The 18975-nt window shown below is 65.2% G+C and carries 19 protein-coding genes; 13 read left to right on the top strand and 6 right to left on the bottom strand.

The window, feature by feature from the left end; all coding sequences use genetic code 11:
* Positions 1-3: 3 nt before the first annotated feature.
* Positions 4-789 (bottom strand): flagellar basal-body rod protein FlgG, encoded by a 786-nt coding sequence (gene flgG / locus AC1DWU_RS08905; protein ID WP_477149616.1) that lies wholly within the window; start codon positions 787-789, stop codon positions 4-6.
* Positions 790-803: 14 nt separating this feature from the next.
* Entirely contained in the window at positions 804-1541 is a 738-nt protein-coding gene (flgF, locus tag AC1DWU_RS08900) for a flagellar basal-body rod protein FlgF (protein WP_477149615.1), read from the bottom strand.
* A 276-nt stretch (positions 1542-1817) separates the two neighbouring features.
* On the opposite strand from flgF, the gene AC1DWU_RS08895 reads away from it, so the two are divergent.
* The 5 genes from AC1DWU_RS08895 (at position 1818) to AC1DWU_RS08875 (ending at position 8390) form a co-directional block, all read left to right on the top strand.
* Complete coding sequence (locus AC1DWU_RS08895; RefSeq protein ID WP_477149614.1) at positions 1818-2309, top strand: flagellar basal body-associated FliL family protein; 492 nt, start codon at positions 1818-1820, stop codon at positions 2307-2309.
* Positions 2309-3466 (top strand): flagellar motor switch protein FliM, encoded by a 1158-nt coding sequence (fliM, locus tag AC1DWU_RS08890; protein ID WP_477149613.1) that lies wholly within the window; start codon positions 2309-2311, stop codon positions 3464-3466. The genes AC1DWU_RS08895 and fliM overlap by 1 nt, the downstream gene beginning before the upstream one ends.
* Entirely contained in the window at positions 3466-3897 is a 432-nt protein-coding gene (locus tag AC1DWU_RS08885; RefSeq protein ID WP_477149612.1) for a DUF6468 domain-containing protein, read from the top strand. The genes fliM and AC1DWU_RS08885 overlap by 1 nt, the downstream gene beginning before the upstream one ends.
* On the top strand, positions 3897-4901 hold the full coding sequence (locus AC1DWU_RS08880; protein WP_477149611.1) for a MotE family protein: 1005 nt from the start codon (positions 3897-3899) through the stop codon (positions 4899-4901). Before AC1DWU_RS08885 ends, AC1DWU_RS08880 begins: the two co-directional genes overlap by 1 nt.
* A gap of 114 nt (positions 4902-5015) precedes the next feature.
* Entirely contained in the window at positions 5016-8390 is a 3375-nt protein-coding gene (locus AC1DWU_RS08875) for a hypothetical protein (protein WP_477149610.1), read from the top strand.
* On the opposite strand, the gene fliP is transcribed toward AC1DWU_RS08875, so the two are convergent.
* Positions 8387-9181, bottom strand: coding sequence for a flagellar type III secretion system pore protein FliP (gene fliP, locus AC1DWU_RS08870; protein ID WP_477149609.1), 795 nt, complete (start codon positions 9179-9181; stop codon positions 8387-8389). The genes AC1DWU_RS08875 and fliP overlap by 4 nt on opposite strands.
* The gene (locus AC1DWU_RS08865; RefSeq protein ID WP_477149608.1) at positions 9132-9749 is read right to left on the bottom strand and encodes a hypothetical protein; all 618 of its coding nucleotides are present in this window, start codon (positions 9747-9749) and stop codon (positions 9132-9134) included. Before AC1DWU_RS08865 ends, fliP begins: the two co-directional genes overlap by 50 nt.
* Before the next feature lie 190 nt (positions 9750-9939).
* Here AC1DWU_RS08865 and flgB point away from each other — a divergent pair, with 190 nt between their 5' ends.
* The 8 genes from flgB (at position 9940) to AC1DWU_RS08825 (ending at position 17196) form a co-directional block, all read left to right on the top strand.
* Complete coding sequence (gene flgB, locus AC1DWU_RS08860; RefSeq protein WP_477149607.1) at positions 9940-10338, top strand: flagellar basal body rod protein FlgB; 399 nt, start codon at positions 9940-9942, stop codon at positions 10336-10338.
* Positions 10339-10341: 3 nt separating this feature from the next.
* Positions 10342-10755 carry a flagellar basal body rod protein FlgC gene (gene flgC, locus AC1DWU_RS08855; RefSeq protein WP_477149606.1) on the top strand — a complete coding sequence of 138 codons (414 nt, stop codon included), beginning with the start codon at positions 10342-10344 and terminating at the stop codon, positions 10753-10755.
* 23 nt (positions 10756-10778) lie between these two features.
* Positions 10779-11105, top strand: coding sequence for a flagellar hook-basal body complex protein FliE (gene fliE / locus AC1DWU_RS08850; protein WP_477149605.1), 327 nt, complete (start codon positions 10779-10781; stop codon positions 11103-11105).
* A gap of 29 nt (positions 11106-11134) precedes the next feature.
* A complete protein-coding gene (fliQ, locus tag AC1DWU_RS08845; protein WP_477149604.1) occupies positions 11135-11401 on the top strand; it encodes a flagellar biosynthesis protein FliQ in 267 nt (88 codons plus the stop codon).
* A gap of 2 nt (positions 11402-11403) precedes the next feature.
* Positions 11404-12174 carry a flagellar biosynthetic protein FliR gene (fliR, locus tag AC1DWU_RS08840; RefSeq protein WP_477149603.1) on the top strand — a complete coding sequence of 257 codons (771 nt, stop codon included), beginning with the start codon at positions 11404-11406 and terminating at the stop codon, positions 12172-12174.
* Positions 12175-13263 carry a flagellar biosynthesis protein FlhB gene (gene flhB, locus AC1DWU_RS08835; RefSeq protein ID WP_477149602.1) on the top strand — a complete coding sequence of 363 codons (1089 nt, stop codon included), beginning with the start codon at positions 12175-12177 and terminating at the stop codon, positions 13261-13263. It abuts the gene before it with no gap.
* Between the two features lie 146 nt (positions 13264-13409).
* On the top strand, positions 13410-15974 hold the full coding sequence (cckA, locus tag AC1DWU_RS08830) for a cell cycle histidine kinase CckA (protein WP_477149601.1): 2565 nt from the start codon (positions 13410-13412) through the stop codon (positions 15972-15974).
* A 7-nt stretch (positions 15975-15981) separates the two neighbouring features.
* On the top strand, positions 15982-17196 hold the full coding sequence (locus AC1DWU_RS08825; RefSeq protein WP_477149600.1) for a class I SAM-dependent methyltransferase: 1215 nt from the start codon (positions 15982-15984) through the stop codon (positions 17194-17196).
* Between the two features lie 3 nt (positions 17197-17199).
* On the opposite strand, the gene AC1DWU_RS08820 is transcribed toward AC1DWU_RS08825, so the two are convergent.
* Together AC1DWU_RS08820 and AC1DWU_RS08815 are read right to left on the bottom strand one after the other, a co-directional pair.
* Complete coding sequence (locus tag AC1DWU_RS08820) at positions 17200-17793, bottom strand: HAD-IA family hydrolase (RefSeq protein WP_477149744.1); 594 nt, start codon at positions 17791-17793, stop codon at positions 17200-17202.
* 23 nt (positions 17794-17816) lie between these two features.
* A complete protein-coding gene (locus AC1DWU_RS08815; protein ID WP_477149599.1) occupies positions 17817-18863 on the bottom strand; it encodes an aldo/keto reductase in 1047 nt (348 codons plus the stop codon).
* Positions 18864-18975 lie beyond the last annotated feature (112 nt).

The following is an 18975-nucleotide window of genomic DNA, read 5'->3' as shown; positions in this document are numbered from 1 at the left end:
CGGTCAGCGCAGCTGGCTTGCCGACTGCATCATCTCGTCGGCACCGGAGATGACACGAGCGTTCATCTCGTAGGCGCGCTGAGCGGCGATCAGGTCGGCGATTTCGGTGACGGAGTTGACGTTCGAGCTTTCGAGATATTCCTGCAGCAGGTCGCCCATGCCGTCCTGGTTGGGTGTGCCGACTTGCGCCGGGCCGCTCGAGGCGGTTTCCAGGAACAGGTTGTTGCCAGCAGAGGAAAGGCCCGCCTTGTTGACGAAGCGCGCCAGCTGCAGCTGGCCGACCGTGGTCGGGGTGGTGTCGTTGTCGAGGAACACTTCCACGGTGCCGTCCGGGCTGATCGAGACCGAGTTGGCGTTGCCCGGGATCGTGATGCCGGGCTGGATCTCGTAGCCGTCGACATTGACCAGCTGGCCTTCCGGGCTGCGCTCGAACGAGCCGTCGCGGGTGTAGCCGGTGCGGCCGTCGGGCATCTGCACCACGAAGAAGCCCTCGCCGCGGATGGCGACGTCGAGTTCCTTCTCGGTCGGCGCCACGGTGCCCTGGCTCATCACCCGCGGCGTGGCGGCGGTGCGGACGCCCGAGCCGATCTCGATACCGACCGGCGCCATCGTGCCCGTCTCGGAGGTCGAGCTGCCGGCGCGGCGCTGCGATTGGTAGAGCAGGTCCTGGAACTCCGCACGCGCCCGCTTGTAGCCGGTGGTGCGCATATTCGCGATGTTGTTGGAAATGACTTCGACGTTTCGTTCCTGGGCGGCCATGCCGGTCGAAGCGATGTAGAGGGCTTTCATCTTATGTGCTCCGATCAGCCGTTGAGGGTGCCGAGTTTCTGGATCGCCGTGCGGCGCTGGTCGTCTTGCTTGGAGATCAGCGAGGCGACGCTCTCGTAGGCGCGCTGCACGCGGATCATCTCGGTCATCTCGCCGACGCCGTTGACGTTGGATTTCTCGATCGAGCCCTGCAGGACGCGGGTGGCGGTCGCGTCGATCGGATCGGTGCCCGACCAGAGGTTGCTGCCTTCGCGCTCGGTGGCCTGCGGGTCGGCGAACTCGACGATGCGCAGGCGGCCCTTCTGGCCGGCGCTGGACGAGATCGAGCCGTCTTCGCCGATGGCGATGTCGGTCTCGCCGGCAGCGAACTGGATCGGCCCGCCATTGCCGAGCACCGGGTTGCCGTTGAGATCGACCAGCGTGCCGGTGGCATCGATCGCGAGGGAGCCGGACTTGGTGTAGCGCTCACCCTGGGGGGTCTCGACGGCGAGGAAGCCTTCGCCATCAAGCGCTACGTCCAGCGGATTGTCCGTCTGCACCAGGGCGCCACCGGTCATGTCGTGGATGGTGGTCCAGTCCTCGGTATAGCTCAGCGGCTGGTCGAGGGTCGGGAAGTCGCGGTCCTTGGCGACCGGCATCAGGTATTCCTCGAACAGCAGCTGTTCGGATTTGAAGCCGGTGGTGTTGATGTTGGCGATGTTGTTCGCCACCACGTCCATTTGCCGCTGCAAGGCAATCTGCCGCGACAGGCCGATAAGCTGCGCATTTTCCATGGCGCCAAGTCCCCGTTAAGTCCCCGAGCCGTCCGACCTCCCCAGGCCGTCAGGCTCGCTGTTAACAGTGCAGCAACCATGCCAAGTCGCGATCATTAGAAAAATCAACAAGTTAGCCTGAAAGCCAGCTCGGCAAAGCACTCCACCGGGCACGACGTGTGGCAAAAACTGCCCGGCAATTTGTGCCGCCTCGGGTCACTTCGTAACCAATCGTTAACCCTCGGGCGATTAGCTCGATCCTGACCGGAATCGTTCGGTGGGGCAGGGGTTTGGGGCATGGCGGCTGAAGCCGATATCGAGGGCGGCGAAGTCGCCGCTCCCGTAAAGAAGAAGCTTCCCATCATGCTGATCGCCATGATCGTGGCGGCCGCGGTGCTGCTGGGTGGCGGTGCGGCTACGTACTTCCTGCTGTTCTCGGCCCCCAAGGATGCCAGCGCCGAGGCGCACCTCGCGGCCGTGCCCGAGACCTTCATCTTCAACCTGCCCACCATGACGGTGAATCTGCGCGGCGACGGCGAGCGTGAGCAGTTCATGAAGCTCACCGTGGCGCTCGAAGTCGCCAATGAAGAGGTGATGACCGAGATCCAGCCGCGCATGGCCAAGGTGGTCGACGCTTTCCAGGTGTACCTGCGCGAACTGCGCAAGAGCGATCTCGAAGGCTCGGCCGGCATCTACCGGCTGAAGGAAGAGCTGCGCCGGCGCGTCAACATCGCAATCTTCCCGGCGCAGGTCGACTCGATCCTCTTCAAGGAAATCCTGGTGCAGTAATGGCCGGACCGGGCGAGCAGGACAAACTCACCGACGACTGGGGCCTCGACGGCGGCAGTTCGGCTGCGTCGCCTGCTGCAGGCGGCGAGGACGAGCTGGGCGCAGAGTGGGCGGCCATGCTCGAGAACGAGGGCGATGCCGGCGCGGCCGATCGCGTCCTGAACCAGGACGAGATCGACAGCCTGCTCGGTTTCGATCCCAATGCCGGCGGCGGCGCCGAACTCACCGGCGTGCAGGCGCTGATCAACTCGGCTCTGGTCAGCTACGAACGTCTGCCGATGCTCGAAATCGTCTTTGACCGGCTGGTCCGGCTGGCGACGACCTCGCTCCGCAACTTCACCTCAGACAATGTCGAAGTCGCGCTCGACTCGATCTCCTCGGTGCGTTTCGGCGACTATCTCAACTCCATCCCGCTGCCCGCGATCCTCTCGGTGATCAAGGCGGAGGAGTGGGAGAATTACGGCCTGCTCACAGTCGACTCGGCGCTTATCTACTCGATGATCGACGTGCTGCTCGGCGGTCGACGGGTCGGCGGCGCCATCCGCGTCGAGGGCCGGCCGTACACTACCATCGAGATGGCGCTGGCCCGCCGGATGATCGAGGTGATCCTCGAAGACACGCACCGCGCCTTCGAGCCGGTGACCGAGGTCAACTTCAAGGTCGAGCGGCTTGAGACCAACCCCCGCTTCGCCGCCATCTCGCGCCCGGCCAATGCGGCCATCCTAATCGAACTGCGCATCGAGATGGACGATCGCGGCGGCAAGATCGAAATCCTCTTGCCCTACGCGACGATCGAGCCGATCCGAGAGCAGTTGCTGCAGATGTATATGGGCGAGAAGTTCGGCCGCGACCCGATCTGGGAAGGCCACCTCGCCACCGAGATCTTTGCCGCCGATGTCGAGGTCGACGCGATCCTCCACGAAATGGACCTGCCTCTGAGCCGGGTGCTGACGATGCAGCCGGGCGACACCGTGATGTTCGATCGTACGCCCTCCGATCCGATCGGCCTGCGCTGCGGCGATGTCGAACTCACCGAAGCGATCATGGGGCACATCGGCAACCACGTGTCGGTGCGCGTGTCGCGCCCGCTTAACGGGCCGAAGGTAACGATGGCGGCCTTCGAGGCCATCGATGAAAACAAACGGGAGGGGCGCTGATGTTCGGTTTGCCGCTGGGTCTCGTGATCGAAACGCTGGTCACGATTTTGCTCGCTACGACAATCGGATATTGCGTGATCCTCAACCAACGCCTCAAGCGGTTGCACTCCGATCGCGGCGAGCTGAAGCAGATGGTCGCCGATCTGGTGCAGGCCACCGGTCTCGCGAACGCAGCGATCCAGGAGCTGAAGCACACAGCGCAGGAGGCCGAGACGGTGCTGGAAAGCCGGTTGGGCGAGGCGGAGCGGTTCGGGGTCGAACTCGCCAACCATGTCAGCGCCGGCCAACAGATCATGGACCGGCTGGCCCGCATCACCAGCGCCGCGCGTGGCACCCAGCCGTTCGACGATCGCCTCGATGAACCCAACAAGGTGCAGTCGGCGCTGCAGCAACTCTCGATGCGTCCCCGGATCAGGGGCAACGCAGCCTGATGAAGACGCCGCGCCTGCTCCCGGTCGTCATAGCTGCCGCCACCGCGCTCCTGCTCTTCAAGGGCATCGGGCTGGTGACCACTGGCGGCTATGTGCTGACCGGCACGGGCAGCGCGATTGCAGCTGGCGGTGCTGGCGGTGGGCACAGCGGTGGCGCGGCAACGGCAGAAGCCGGCACCGATCCGACGATGGCGCTGCCAGCCGACGCCACGATGGCCGATACCAGCCCGACGCTCGACGACGGCGCGCCGGTGCTGCCATTGGGTCCCGAGGATGCGGCTGAGGGCGGCGCTCACGGTACCGAAGTAGCCGCCACCGAACCCACTGAAGAGCCCGCTGCTGCGGACCATGCCGCGGCCCCCGTGGAAGTCGCCTGTCCGCCGGACGCTCCCGCCGAAGCTGCCGGCCAGGAGCCGCCCGCAGAAGCCGCCCCGGCAGCCGATGCCGGCGTCGTCGAATGCCCACCCGCGGCCGCGGTCAACGAGCACGGCGACGCCCTGCCGATGGAGGTGGACAGCGCCGGCGTGATGGCACCGATGGCGGTCGATGCCGGTAGCGAGGCCGACCTGCTGGGCCGGCTCGGCGAGCGCCGCGATGCCCTCGACTCGCGCGAAAAGGAACTCGATATGCGCATGGCGCTGGTCCAGGCCGCCGAGAAGCGGCTGGACGAGCGCACCGCCACGCTCAAGGCCATCGAGGCCAAGATCAATGCCCTGGTCGACGAGAAGAAGTCTGCTGAGAAGGAGCAGTTCACCAGCATCGTCGCCATGTACGAGACGATGAAGCCCAAGGAAGCGGCGACCATCTTCAACCAGCTCGATATGCCGGTGCTGCTGCGCGTTGCGCGCGCCATGAACCCGCGCAAGATGGCGCCGATCCTCGCCCGCATGGATCCGATGAAGGCGAAAAGCCTGACGTCCGGCCTGGCCCTCGAGGAGGCCGAGCCGACCCTCGACGTCGCGGCCGAAGACCTCAACAGCCTGCCGCAGATCGTCGGGCAGTAACTCCCGCTGAAGCCACGATTTCTCCTCGTTTCTGACGGTGCCGGTTAGGCCCCCGTTAAGCCCGCCTGCCTATGCTCGCCACACTAGAAGAGTGTAGGGCGGGCAGAAGCCGGCATGACATCACGGGTCGCATATCGGCGAGGGACGCTTGCGTTCCCGTGGCGCTGGGTTGCGCTGGCGCTCTTGATCGCCTGCAGCCTGTGGCCCAGCCTCGCATCGGCGCAGGAAAAGGCGCAGATCTTCGCCACGCCCGAAAAGGGTTTTGGCCGGCTGATCATCGCCTTCCCCGACCGGATGGATCTGCCCAAGTACAAGGTCAAGTACGAGAACGGCGTGCTCGCCATCGAGTTCGAGCAGCCGATCAGCATCCTCCTTCCCGACATCTCGCTCGCGATGCCCGAATACGCGACGATTGCGCGGGTCGATCCGGACCAACGCGGCATCCGCATCGGACTGCGTACGACCTTCAACATCAACCGCATGGATGCCGGCGAGAAGCTCTATATCGACCTGCTGCCCACCAATTGGGTCGGCCTTCCGCCGTCCCTGCCGCCCGAAGTGGTCGCGGCGCTGGCGGATCGTTCGCAGCGCGCCGCTCTGCTTGCCGAGCAGAAGCGCAAGGAAGAAGAGGCCAAGGCGTTGAAGCCGGTGGCCTCCGTGCGAGTCGGGCGCAACCCGACTTTCCTCCGCATCCAGTTCGACTGGAATGTCGATGCCAAGGCCAAGTTCGCGCTGAAGGGGACCAAGGGTTCCCTCGGCTTCGACTGGCCGGTGCCCATCGATCTCTACGCGTTGAAGGCCGATCTCCCGGCGGAATTCAAAGGCGCCACCAACGCCGTCAGCCCCGCCGGCTCCGTGATCGATTTTGCGGTCGCCGAGGGCGTGGTGCCGCGCTTTTACCAGCTGTCGCCACGCCAGTTCGTCATCGACGTGGATATCGCTCCGGCCGAGGGGCTTAAGGCAGCCCTCGCCGCCGAGGAGAAGGCCAAGCAGGCGCGCCTCGATCTCGAGGTGGCCGCCGCCGAGCAGGAGGAGCGGCGCGCCGCGCGCCTCGGCCTCGAGATCGGCAAGGACGATACGACCGATCTCTATCCCACCACGCGTGGCGTGGTGACGCCGTCGGTGACGACGGTTGGCAATACCGTCCGCGTCGCCTTCCCGTTCGATGCCGATACCCCGGCTGCGGTGTTCCGCCGCGGGGACACAGTGTGGATGGTCTTTGACACCCCGCAGTCCGTCGTTGCCCCGCCGCCTTCCGATGCGCTGTCGAGCATCGCCACGAGCGTCGAGACGGTCAGCGCTGGTGAAACCAAGGTGGTCCGCATGGACCTGGCGGTCGACCGGCTGGCGACGCTGGGATCAGAGGGCCGGGCCTGGGTGCTGTCGCTTGGCGACGCGCTGCTCAGCGCTACCGAGCCGATGACGCTGGACCGCGAGCGCGACGAGGAAGGCCGGTTCGAGATGACCGCCGACATCGAGCGCCCGGGCAAGGTGCACGTGCTGCGCGACCCCGTCGTCGGCGACACGCTCCGCGTTGTTACCGTCATGCCGCCGGCCCGTGGCCTGACCCGCAACCTGCAGTTCGTCGATTTCGATGCGCTGCGCTCGGCCCATGGGCTGGTGATCAAGCCGCGCAACGACGATCTCGACGTCGAGATCGAAGAGAAGGTGGCGGTGATCTCCGCCAAATCCGGCCTGACGCTTTCGGCGCTCGAAACCTCGCGCAAGCTCGATGCCGGCAATTCCCCGGAGTTCCGCCAGAGCTATCTCGATCTCAGCGTCTGGCGCGAGGACAACCCGGAAAAGTTCACCGCCCGCAAGGAAGAGGCCATGGCCCGGGCCGCCGGTGCCGAAGGCCGCCTCAGGGATGTGGCGCGGCTCGACCTCGCGCAGCTCTATGTCGGCAACGATCTCTCCTACGAGGCCATCGGCGTGCTCGGTGTCCTCGATGCGGAGTTGAAGAGCGAAGACCTGCGCAAGAAGACCAAGCTGGTGCGCGCCATTGCCGATACGCTGGCCGGACGCTGGCGCGACGCTTTGTCGGCGCTCAACAGCGGCACTTTCCCCGAGGAGAGCGATGCTCTGCTGTGGCGCGCCATCGCCCGCACCGACGCCGGCGATTTCCGCGGCGCGCGGCTAGATGCGCTGGCTGCCGAAGGCATCGCCGACACCTATCCCTCCTGGGTGCAGATCAAGTTCCTGTTCGCGGCGCTGCGGGCGGCGGTCGAAACGAACGATACCCCAATGGCGCTGCGGCTAGTCGCAGAGGTCGATTTCCCGATGCTCGACCCGGAGCAGGTCAGCTACTTCCAGCTGATGCAGGGTCGCGTTGCCGAGCTCGAAGGGCACGACCAGGACGCCGTCGACACTTATGGCCAGGTGATCGCCTACGACTTCCGCCCGACCCGCGCCGAGGCCGTCTACCGAACGCTGTTGCTGCTGCGCAAGGAAGGCAAGGTCGACCTCGCCAAGGCCACGGACACGCTCTCCGCCGAAGCGCTGATGTGGCGGGGGACGGCGCTCGAAGCCGACATGCAGAAGCTGTTGGCCGAACTCTACTTCGCCAACCGCGACTATCGCGACGGCTTCGATGCGGTGAAGCAGGCTGCCGCCAGTTTCCCCGAAAGCGCCTCGACCGACACCTTGCTCAGCGAGGCCCAATCGACCTTCGAGGATCTCTACCTCAACGGCGCCGCCGATACCCTGAGCGATCTCGACGCGCTGTCGCTCTACTACGATTTCCGCCAGCTCACGCCGCCCGGTGCGCGCGGCGACGAAATGATCCGCAATCTTGCCCGCCGGCTGGTGAAAGTCGACCTGCTGACGCAGGCGGCGGACCTGCTCGAATACCAGATCGACAGCCGCCTCACCGGGGTGGCGCAGGCGCAGGTCGCGGCCGACCTGGCGCTGATCCGCATCGCCGACCGCAACCCCGAGAGCGCGCTCCGGGTGCTCAACCGCACCCGTCTCGCCGACCTGCCGCCGCAGCTCGAGCGGCAGCGACGCATCCTCGAATCCCGCGCGCTGATCGATGCCGGCCGGCAGGAGCTGGCGCTCGACCTGATCTCCAAGCTCGACGGTAAGGACGCCGACATCCTGCGCGTCGACGGCTACTGGAAGTCGAAGAACTACGCCATGGCGTCCGAACTGCTGGAAGTGCTGAACGCGCCAGCTCCCGGGGTCACGCAACTGCCGCAGCCGGCCCGCATGAGCGTGGTCAAGGCGGCCGTCGGTTTCGTCCTCGCCGGCGACGAACTCGGCCTGTCGCGCATCCGCTCCAAGTTCGCCGAGCAGATGGCGAACTCGGCCGAGTGGCCGCTGTTCGAATACGTCACCCGCGACATCGCCCCGCAGTCGGTGGAGTTCCGCAAGGTGGCGCGTGAGGTGGCGAGCGCAGATTCACTCGATGCGTTCCTCGCCTCGTACCGCGAGCTCTATGGCAGCGCGGAGACCATGGTGCCCGAAAAGTCGGCGCCCGGAGCGGCCTAGGTACTCACGAAGCTGCGGATCAGCGAGCCGGCGACGAGGTGCCAGCCGTCTACCAGCACGAAGAAGATCAGCTTGAACGGCAGTGAGATCACCACCGGCGGCAGCATCATCATGCCCATCGACATCAGCACCGACGCCACCACCATGTCGATGATGACGAAGGGCAGGAACAACAGGAACCCGATCTCGAAGGCGCGCCGCAACTCGGAGATCATGAAGGCCGGGATCAGCACCTGCAGCGGGATCGCGGCGCTGTCGGCGGGCGGGGGCGTCGACGACATGTCGAAGAACAACTGCAGGTCGGCGGGCCGAACGTTCGCGGCCATGAAGTCGTGCACTGGCCCCGAAGCCCTGGTGAAGGCCTCTTCGATGGGGATGGTGCCTGCCACCAGGGGCGCGATGCCGTTGTCGTAGCTCTGCTGCAGCGTCGGCCCCATCACGAAGATGGTGAGAAACAGCGCCAGGCTGACCATCACCGAGTTGGGTGGCGCGCTCTGCAGCCCGATGGCGGTCCGCAGCAGCGACAGCACCACGACGATGCGGGTGAAGCTCGTCACCATTACCAGGATCGACGGGGCCAGCGACAGCAACGTGATCAGCCCGACGAGCTGAACCGCCCGTTCGGTGATCGTCGCATCGTTGCCGAAATCGATCGAGATGTCCTGCCCGAAGGCAAAACCCGGGAGGATCAGGGCTGCGAAAAATGCGACGAGTGTGAGGACGCGCCGAAGCGCCGGGCGGTTACCGGGTTTCCGCCTTGGGTTCGTCCCCGAGATTGCGTTGAGCGCCAAGCGCAGCCCGCCCGTTGTCCATGCCTGCGGGCGTTGTAGCTGAGTCGGCTTTGCCGCGGCCGGAGTTATCCCCAGTCATCGGCGGCATCGGAATCACCGCGGGTTCCATGGTGCTCACGGGGCGCAGCAGGCCGGTATGGCGCAGCGAGGTCGATTTGCGCGCCCCGCCGGGGCGGACGAACTCGCGCAGCTTCTCGATCTCGGACTTGGTGAGCGTGGGGGTGGGCGGTGGCGGCATTTCGAGATGCGCCGGCCGATGCGCCGGCATGGGCGGGCGCTCAACCGGGATGCCGGTTTCGACGACGACATCCTGCGGTCCGCCGGTCAGGATCAAGTGCTCGACATTGTCGCGGCGCACGATCAGCAACTGCCGCTTGGCGTCGACCTGCATGTGGTCGATGACGCTGAGCCGCCGGTTGCGGCCGCGGCCGACCACGGTACCCGTACGGGTGACGAGCTTCAGGGCCCACAGGCCGAGGACGATCAGCACCAGGACGATGCCCAGCGCCAGCACCGACGTAACGATCGTTCCCCCCGATTCCCCGAGCAAACTCGTCATGAACTGCATGGTGCCGACTCCCTGTCCGCTCGGGGTGGCCATCCGAACGCAAATCAGTGGAACTTCTTGCCGAGTAATGCGCCAAGATTATGCAAAATGCGAGACATCTGGCCGTGAAGAAGCTCGTGGTTAATGTCTCGTTAACGTCTGGTAGGCAGGATTTGCCCAGTTCTTAAGGGGATTCCGGACCCACCTCACCATGAAATTAGGACTGCTCGACGCCATCAGCGAAAAGATGCGGTGGCACCAGGCGCGCCAGAGCCTGCTCGCCGAAAATGTCGCCAATGCCGACACGCCCGGTTACCGCGGTCGCGACCTCAAGGCCTATGGCTTCGAGGAGCACATGAAGAACCTGTCGACGACCAAGATCGCGACCGTGGCGACCCAGCCCGGTCACATCTCGGTCGCCGGCACCGACTCGGACGGGTTCGGTGCCCGCTCGATGAACAGCTTCGAGATCACCCCCGAAGGCAACGGCGTCACGCTCGAGGACGAGATGATGAAGGTTGCCGGCAACCAGATGGACTACCAGGCGATCACCGCGCTCTATACGCGCTCGGTCAAGCTCATCAAAACCGCCCTCGGCAAGCAGGCCTAAGCGATGAACGACTTTCTCTCGTCCCTGAAGATCGCGGCGACGGGCCTCCACGCCCAGACGGCCCGCATGCGGGTCATCGCCGAAAACCTCGCCAACGCGGATTCTGCCGGCAAGACGCCGGGCGAGGACCCCTACCGGCGCAAGATCCCGACCTTCAAGGCGGTGATGGACAACGAGCTCGGCGCAACCAAGGTCGAGATCGGCCGCATCGCCTACGACCAGTCCGACTTCACCTCACGCTACGAGCCCGGCCACCCGGCCGCCGACGCCACCGGCTATGTCCGCTATCCCAACGTCAACACGCTGATCGAGACGATGGACATGCGCGAGGCGCAGCGCAGCTACGAGGCCAACCTCAACGTCGTCACCGTCACCCGGCAGATGCTGGGTTCCACCCTCGACATCCTGCGCGGCTGACGCGCCTTTCCGGAGCCTCCCAGATGGCCATTCCAATCAACGCCGCCACGGCTGCCTATTCGAACGCGGCCAAGCTCATGGGGCAGGGCGGCAAGCCACAGCTACTCAACCAGGTCGCCGACCTGGGGGGCGGGCAGGACTTCGCCAAGATGCTCGGCCAGGCCGTGCAAGGCGTGGTCGATAGCGGCAAGGTCGCGGACACCAAGGCGATGGAGATGGTCAACGGCAAGGGCGACATGGTCGACGTGGTCACCGCCATCAGCCAGACCGAACTCGCCATGGACACCATGGTCACGGTTCGCGACCGGGTGATCTCGGCTTATGAGGAAATCATGCGGATGCCGATCTGACGGTTCGCGACTCGCGGTAGGAGTAGCGAATGACCGGCGCCACAGTTCTCGATCTCGCCCGTGAGGGCATCTGGGTGATGATCCTCGTTGCCGCACCGATGATGATCGTCGGGCTGGTCGTGGGCGTGGTCATTGCGCTGTTCCAGGCCCTGACCCAGATCCAGGAAATGACGCTGGTGTTCGTGCCCAAGATTCTTGCGATCTTCGTCACCATGCTCCTGGCGCTGCCCTTCATGGGCGCGATCCTCAGCGGCTACATGACCAAGCTCGCCGACATGATCATCGCCGGCAGCTGACGATGATCTCGCTCAACTGGCTGCCCGAAACGGCCTATTTCTACTTGCTGATCTTCGCCCGCGTCGGCGCCATGTTGATGTTGATCCCTGCGCTCGGCGAAACCGCCATCCCGGCTCGCATGCGACTGGGGTTCGCGCTGGCCATGTCGGCGGTGCTCTATCCGCTGATCTCGGCCCAACTGCCGGGGTTGCCGACCAATCTGCCCGAAATCGTCGTGGTGGTGACGCACGAGATCGCCGTCGGACTGATCCTCGGCGCCATCGCGCGGCTCGCCGTGTCCGGTACGCAGACTGCCGGCGCCGTCATCGCTTCCTCGTCGGGCCTCTCGGTGGCACAGGCCGCCGATCCCACCAATGGCGGCATGCAGGGGGCGCTGATCGGCGCGTTCCTCAGCTTCCTCGGCATCACGCTGATCTTTGCTACCGACCTCCATCACGTGGCTCTGTCGGCCATCCATGACAGCTACATGATCTTCACCCCCAAGGAGCCGCTGATGTTCGGCGACGCGGCGCAAACGGTCGTCGATACCGTCGCGGGCGCTTTCGTCATCGGGGTACAGATGTCAGCGCCGTTCATCGTGTTCGGACTGGTATTCAACCTGGGCATGGGCATCCTCAGCCGGCTGATGCCGCAACTGCAGGTGTTCTTCATCGCCATGCCGGCGACGGTCGGCGTCGGGCTGATCCTCATGGCGCTGCTGCTGACCATGATGATGGGCCTCTACCTGATGCATTTCGAGGGCGTGCTCGCCATGCTGCGCGGCGTTCGCTAGATGAGCGACGAAGCCCCGGAACAGTCATCAAAAACCGAAGATCCTTCGGAAAAGAAGCTCCGCGACGCCCACGAGAAGGGCGACGTGGTGAAGAGCCAGGAGGTCAACAACTGGTTCATCCTGTCGGGTTCCGCCTTGGTCTTCGCCATGATGGCGGGGCCGACCAGCGCCAGCCTCGTCGAGACCCTCAAGGTGCTGCTCGGCAATGCCGAGAAGTTCGAGGTCGGCAGCCAGGCGCTGGCGACGTTCTGGGGGAACCTCTCGGGCTCGATCCTGATGGTGGCGATCCTGCCGTCGATCGTCATCGCGGCTTTCGGCATAACCGCCAACCTGATCCAGCACCGGCCGCTGCTCTCGCTCGATCCGCTGAAGCCGAAATTCTCCAAGATCAACCCGCTCGAGGGCGCCAAGCGCCTGTTCTCGACCGAAGCGCTGGTCAACTTCGTCAAGGGCCTGATCAAGCTGGCGGTGGTCTCGGCCGTCCTGTGGTTCGTGCTGGCGCCCAAGATCGATAGCCTCGAGATGATGATCCAGCTCGAGCCGGCGATGATCGCCGCCGAGTTCATGGACCTGAGCCTCAGCATCTTCGGCGCGGTGCTGGCGGTGGTCACCATCGTTGCCATCGCCGATTACGTCTACCAGCGCAGCCGCTGGTGGAACCGGCTGAAGATGACGGTTCAGGAGACGCGCGACGAATACAAGCAGCAGGAAGGCGATCCCAAGGTCAAAGGCCGTATCCGGCAGGTCCGCATGGAGCGCAGCCGGAAGCGCATGATGGCCGCCGTGCCGCAGGCGACGGTGGTGATCACCAACCCGACCCACTTCGCGGTGGCGCTGAAATACGACAGCGACATGGCCGCTCCGCAATGTGTGGCCAAGGGTGCCGACGCCATCGCCTTCCGCATCCGCGAACTGGCCAAGGAACACGACGTCCCGATCGTCGAGAACCCGCCGCTCGCCCGCGCCCTCTACGCTTCGATGGACATCGACGACACCATCCCCGCCGAGCACTTCAAGGCCGTCGCCGAAGTCATCGGGTTCGTGCTGCGGCTGAAGCGGAGCAAGGGCGGCTGGAAGCCGGCGGGCTAGCCGCAAGCGAGTTGCTTGAGCATCCTCCACAAATCTGCCCTGCGCATCGGGGATAACACCTTTGTCGCTACCCAACCGACTTGTGGCTTTGCTAGACCTTGAGAAGGCCGATTCGGCGCGTTTTTCCCCGGGGCACCACCAAGCGCATGGCACCTCTGCCGCTCGACGAGGATAACTATCCCAACCCGCTGATGAACCGCGGCCGCAGCAGCGCCGGGTTGTGGCGCGTCGTCGCGCTCGCGGCGTTCTTCATCGCCGGCGCCATCCTCTTGGCGACGATGGGCGATCGCATTCCTGCCGACCTGATCCTGGTGTTCCTCGGTCTGCTCGCTGTCGTCGGCGTCTTCTGCCTCTTCGCCATCGCGGCGGGCCTGTTCCGCTTCTCGGCCAGCGAGGACACCCAGACCCTCAGCCGCGCCGTGGTCGACAGCCTGCCGTTCGGCGCGCTGGTCACCGATCGCGAAGGCAAGATCAGCTACGTCAACGCCCACTACGGCGAGTTCGCCGGCGGCCTCACCGATGGCGTTCCCGTCTCGGTGCCGCGGCTGTTCGCCGGCGAGCCCGAGGCGTCGGAGGCGGTCTATCGCCTCGCCCGTGCCGCCCGTGATGGGCGCCCGGCCATCGAAGACATCCGCATCATAGGCGGCCTCGGCGGCTCGGTTGGCGGCTCGACCAAGCCGTTCTGGTACCGGGTCGGCGTGCGCGCGCTCCCCACCATCGACGAAGGCGGCAAACCGCTGGTGCTGTGGACCGTCGAGGATATCACCCGCGACCGCGAGCGGCAGGACAACGCCTTCCTCGAGCTACAGCGCGCTATCGACTATCTCGACCACGCCCCGGCCGGCTTCTTCTCCGCCGATGCCAAGGGCAGAGTGCAGTACCTCAACTCGACCCTCGCCGACTGGCTAGGCTACGACCTCGCTGAGTTCGAATCCACCGCCATCCGGCTCGACGACATCGTCCGCGGTGACGGTGCGAGCCTGCTGATGCGCGGCCGCTCGGACGGCGAAATTCGCACCGAGATCATCGATATCGACCTTGTCCGCCGCAACGGTACGAGCTTCCCGGTGCGCCTGATGCACCGCGCCGCCCGCCTCGCCGATGGCGAGCTGGGCGAGACCCGCACGCTGGTGCTCGATCGCCGTCAGGGCGCCGACAAGGAAGAGGCCCTTCGCGCCTCGGAAGTCCGCTTCTCGCGCTTCTTCAACGACACCCCGTTCGCGATCGCGACATTGGACAAGTCCGGCCGGATCATCCGCACTAATGCGCCGTTCAGCCGTATCTTTGACTGGTCGGGCAACGACAAATCCATCGACATGGAACCGATGGCCGACCTCATCGCCGAAGGCAGCCGCGATGCCTTCGCCAAGGCGGTGAACGCTGCGCTCGCTAGCCGTTCCGAGATCGAACCGGTCGACGCGACGCTCACGCGCGGCAGCGATCACGCCGTGCGCCTCTACGTCTCCAGCTCCGAGGAAGCCGAAGGCGCCGCCGAGCGGATCAACGTCTATGCCCTCGATATGAGCGAGCAGCGCAAGCTCGAAGCGCAGTTCGCGCAGGGCCAGAAGATGCAGGCCGTTGGCCAGCTCGCCGGCGGCGTGGCGCACGACTTCAACAACGTGCTCACCGCCATCATCGGCTTCACCGACCTGCTGCTCTTGAAGCATAAGCCAGGCGACCCGTCCTTCGCCGACCTGATGTCGATCAAGAACAGCGCCAACCGCGCCGCCGGCCTCACCCGGCAGTTGCTGGCGTTCTCGCGCCGCCAGACGTTGCGCCCGCAGGTGCTGGAGGTGCCGGGGCATCTCGACGACCTGACGGTGCTGCTGAAGCGCCTGATCGGCGAACAGATCACCCTCGATGTCGAGCACTCCGCCGCCGTGTGGCCGGTGAAAGCCGACCTGGTGCAGCTCGAGCAGGTGGTGGTCAACCTGGTGGTCAACGCCCGTGACGCCATGCCGAACGGCGGCGCCATCACGCTGCGCACCCGCAACGTCACCGAGCAGGAAGCGCAGGGCTTCACCTATACCGGCATGCCGCCGGCCGATTACGTGCTGATCGAGGTGGAAGACACCGGCACCGGTATGCCGCCGGAAATCCTCGAGAAGATCTTCGAGCCGTTCTTCTCCACCAAGGAACTCGGCAAGGGCACCGGCCTCGGCCTTTCGACGGTGTATGGCATCGTCAAGCAGTCGTCGGGCTTCATCTACACCGACTCCGTGGTCGGCAAGGGCACGACCTTCCGCATCTTCCTGCCGCGCTACATCCCCAACGAGGGCGAGACGCCGGTCAAGCAGGTGGTGGCACAGGTCAAGGACCTCACCGGCCACGAGCGCATCCTCATCGTCGAGGACGAGGATAGCGTGCGCGCCTTCTCCGCCCGCGCGCTTCGCACTACCGGCTATGAGGTGTTCGAGGCCGATTCCGGCGACGAGGCGCTCGATGTGCTGGAGGAGCTCGACTACAAGATCGACCTGATGATCTCGGACGTGGTGATGCCCGAGATGGACGGCCCGACGCTGCTCACCAAGGTGCGCGAGCGGATGCCTGAGCTGAAGGTGATCTTCGTTTCAGGCTATGCCGAGGAGAATGTCCGGCAGGACATTGCCGACAACCAGAGCGTCGAATTCCTGCCCAAGCCGTACTCGCTCGACCAGATCAACACCAAGGTCAAGGACGTGCTCGGCAAGGTGGAGCAGGGGCAGGAGTAGCTCCGCGGTGGCGTTTTCGCCCGGCTCGGCCTATATGCCGGTGATGGATACCAGCCTCCCCAAGATCGACCAGTTCCTCGCCGCCCTCGAAAGCGCCGTCGCCGATGGCAGCTTCGTGCGCCTGGCGTTGCGCCTGCCGTTCGGCGCCGACGAGACGCTGAAGAGCGTCGACATCAAGCCCGCGACCATTCGCGGCGACATCAAGCTCAGCTTCACCTTCCACCACCAGACCCGCGACCTGACGCAGAACCATCCACCAGCCGGCGCGATCGGGCAGCTCAAGCGGCTGATGGAAAAGGACTTTCACCAGGCCTTTCTGTTCACCACAGCGTTCGACCTGCAGTTCGACAGCCAGGGCAAATCGCCCCGCTTGAAGCAGACCGAGCCGACCAGCAAGGCCCCGGCCTCGCTCGAGCACGACCGCGCCAAGGCTCGTCCGATCCCTGCCGCGGGCAAGGCTTGGCTCACCGAACTGGGTGTCACCGGCGCCGATGGCACGGTGCTGAAGGCGGCCGGCGACAAGTTCCGGCAGATCAACCGCTATGTCGAAATCCTCGGGCCGCTGCTGAAGGCGATCCCGGAGGATAGGCTGAAGCGGGTGGTCGATATGGGGGCGGGCAAGGGCTACCTGACCTTCGCCGTGGCCGACTATTTAAGGCAGAACTTGCAGCGTTCGGCTGAGGTGGTTGGCGTCGAATTCCGCGACGATCTCGTGAAATTCTGCAACGAGACTGCTTCAGCTACCGGCGTGGGCAATCTCAGCTTCGAACAGGGCACCATCGAGAATTTCGACTCTGCCGGAGCCGATGTGCTGATCGCGCTGCACGCCTGCGACACCGCCACGGACGACGCCATCGCCAAGGGCATCTCCGCCGGCTCGGAGCTGATCGTCGTCGCCCCGTGCTGCCACAAGCAGATCCGGCGCGAGATGGAGACCTCGAACCACGGCAATGCGCTCGATTTCGTCACCCGCCACGGCATCTTCCTCGAGCGCCAGGCCGAGATGGTCACCGACGCGATGCGCGCCATGATCCTCGAGCACTTCGGCTACTCGACCAAGGTGTTCGAGTTCATCTCGGACGTGCATACGCCCAAGAACGTGCTGATCGTGGCGACGAGAACGAAGCGCGGCAAGGATGCGGCGCCGCTCAGGAAACTGGCGGACGCCAAGGATTTCTTTGGCATCCGCCGACACTACCTCGAGGATGCTGTGGGGCTCTAGGCCTCAGCCCAGATACGGCGCCAGAGCCTCGACCAGCGGCCGCTCGTTGGTCCAGTGCACAGCGGACCAGCCTCGCTGCCGAGCCCCCTCGACATTGGCGAGGGTGTCGTCGACGAGCACAATGTCGGTCGGGTCCGCGCCTGCGATATCCGCGGCCTGGTCGAAGAACTCTGCGGCCGGTTTCCGGCAACCCAAGGCCGCCGAGTAGATGATGCCGTCGACGTGGTCGCCGAGGCCCACCTTCTGCATCAGGTAGTCAGCGCGCATGTGCTCCTGGTTGATGGCGAGGAACACCGGTACGCCTCGCTGGCGGTATTGCCTCACCGCTGCGAGCACAGCCTGATCGACCCGCGAGTCGTTCTCGAACCAGTAGGCGATCAGTCTCGAGGCGGAGACCTTGGGGGCGATCTCCATCAGCACTGGCGCCAGCCGCTCGGTCAGTCCTTCGCGTCCGGTGACGATGGCTTCCCAGAACGGCGTGAAGAACACCTCCCTCAGCCTGTCGGGCGACAGGCCGAGATCCGTTTCCAGCTCGGCGAACAGATGCCTGCCATCCGTCGGGCGGCCGCTGACCAGCACGCCGTCGACGTCCATCATCAGCACCTTGGCCGTCGCGGCCACTAGGCGATGCGGCCGTTGGGCAGCGGGGTGCCCGGATCAACCAGTTTTTGGTCGGCCAGACCGTCCCAGAAGGCGGCGGGGATGGGGGTGTTCCACCACTTGAGGATGCCGTCGAGCTCGGCTGGGGATTTCGGGCCGGTCAGCACCGAGACGACCGTCGGGTGAGCGACGCCGAACTGGAGGGCGGCGGCCCCTAGCGGGATCTTGTGGGCGTCGCAGAGGACGGTGAGCGCCTTCACCTTCTCGACGATATGAGGCGGCGCTTCCTGGTAGCGGCCGGTGTCGGGTCCCCAAATGTTGAGGCCCGCAAGGATGCCGGCGGCGAAGGGGCCTGCCGCGATCACCGACGTCCCGCGCTCGGCGGAGGTGGGGAACAGGGTCTCGAGCGGCGATTGCTCGAGCAGGTTGTAGCGGTTGGCGAGCAGGAACACGTCCCAATCGCCGATGTCGAAGGACTGCAGCAGGATCGGCACTTCGTTGACCCCGAGGCCGATGGCCTTGATGTCGCCGTTGCGGCGCAGCTCGTCGAGCGCCCGGTAGCCGCCGCCAGCCAGGTCGGCCCAGTGCTTCTTGTAACCCTCTTCGCCGTGGGATTTCGTGCCGATGTCGTGGACGAGCAGGATCTCGACATGGCCAAGGCCCAGCCGCTGTAGGCTGTCCTCATAGGAGCGCATCACGGCATCATAGGTGTAGTCGTAGGCGATCTCGAACGGGAACGGATAGGTCCAGCCGCGCGGCACCGACCGCGTCGCTTCCGAGCGCACCGGCCGCAGCATGCGGCCGACCTTGGTGGAGATCGCGACGTCATCATGCCGGTAGCGCAGGGCATCGCCCATCAGATGCTCGGAGCGCCCGTCGCCGTAGTGAGGAGCAGTGTCGTAGTAGCCGATGCGGGCATCGAGCGCGGTTGAGACCAGGGCGCGCGCCTGCTCGTCGGGAACTTCGTTGCCCATCATGCCGGCGAGCGTCGCGCCGCCAAGGCCCAGTTCGGTGATTTCGAGGCTGGTGCGACCGACCTGGCGCTTCTTGAAACTCGTGGCACTCATATACTGCTCTACTCCCTGGGCCCAACGGCGGCGGACACTGACATGTTAGTGGCATCGGGTAAACCAGCCAAAGGGCTTAGGGCAAGGGGGAACCTTTCCATCAAGGGGAGAT

The organism is Devosia sp. P2_G7, assembly GCF_056403495.1.
The sequence above is the reverse complement of the archived record's forward strand: the minus strand, read 5'-3'. Positions and strand labels throughout refer to the sequence as shown.

Excerpts from the sequence above, each read along its gene's own strand:
- AC1DWU_RS08820 (WP_477149744.1), bottom strand. The coding sequence starts at position 17,793 with ATGATGGACGTCGACGGCGTGCTGGTCAGCGGCCGCCCGACGGATGGC.
- AC1DWU_RS08815 (WP_477149599.1), bottom strand. The coding sequence starts at position 18,863 with ATGAGTGCCACGAGTTTCAAGAAGCGCCAGGTCGGTCGCACCAGCCTC.
- AC1DWU_RS08865 (WP_477149608.1), bottom strand. The coding sequence starts at position 9,749 with ATGCAGTTCATGACGAGTTTGCTCGGGGAATCGGGGGGAACGATCGTT.
- flgG (WP_477149616.1), bottom strand. The coding sequence starts at position 789 with ATGAAAGCCCTCTACATCGCTTCGACCGGCATGGCCGCCCAGGAACGA.
- cckA (WP_477149601.1), top strand. The coding sequence starts at position 13,410 with ATGGCACCTCTGCCGCTCGACGAGGATAACTATCCCAACCCGCTGATG.
- flhB (WP_477149602.1), top strand. The coding sequence starts at position 12,175 with ATGAGCGACGAAGCCCCGGAACAGTCATCAAAAACCGAAGATCCTTCG.
- fliM (WP_477149613.1), top strand. The coding sequence starts at position 2,309 with ATGGCCGGACCGGGCGAGCAGGACAAACTCACCGACGACTGGGGCCTC.
- AC1DWU_RS08875 (WP_477149610.1), top strand. The coding sequence starts at position 5,016 with ATGACATCACGGGTCGCATATCGGCGAGGGACGCTTGCGTTCCCGTGG.
- fliQ (WP_477149604.1), top strand. The coding sequence starts at position 11,135 with ATGACCGGCGCCACAGTTCTCGATCTCGCCCGTGAGGGCATCTGGGTG.
- flgC (WP_477149606.1), top strand. The coding sequence starts at position 10,342 with ATGAACGACTTTCTCTCGTCCCTGAAGATCGCGGCGACGGGCCTCCAC.
- fliR (WP_477149603.1), top strand. The coding sequence starts at position 11,404 with ATGATCTCGCTCAACTGGCTGCCCGAAACGGCCTATTTCTACTTGCTG.
- AC1DWU_RS08880 (WP_477149611.1), top strand. The coding sequence starts at position 3,897 with ATGAAGACGCCGCGCCTGCTCCCGGTCGTCATAGCTGCCGCCACCGCG.
- AC1DWU_RS08895 (WP_477149614.1), top strand. The coding sequence starts at position 1,818 with ATGGCGGCTGAAGCCGATATCGAGGGCGGCGAAGTCGCCGCTCCCGTA.
- flgF (WP_477149615.1), bottom strand. The coding sequence starts at position 1,541 with ATGGAAAATGCGCAGCTTATCGGCCTGTCGCGGCAGATTGCCTTGCAG.
- fliE (WP_477149605.1), top strand. The coding sequence starts at position 10,779 with ATGGCCATTCCAATCAACGCCGCCACGGCTGCCTATTCGAACGCGGCC.
- flgB (WP_477149607.1), top strand. The coding sequence starts at position 9,940 with ATGAAATTAGGACTGCTCGACGCCATCAGCGAAAAGATGCGGTGGCAC.
- AC1DWU_RS08885 (WP_477149612.1), top strand. The coding sequence starts at position 3,466 with ATGTTCGGTTTGCCGCTGGGTCTCGTGATCGAAACGCTGGTCACGATT.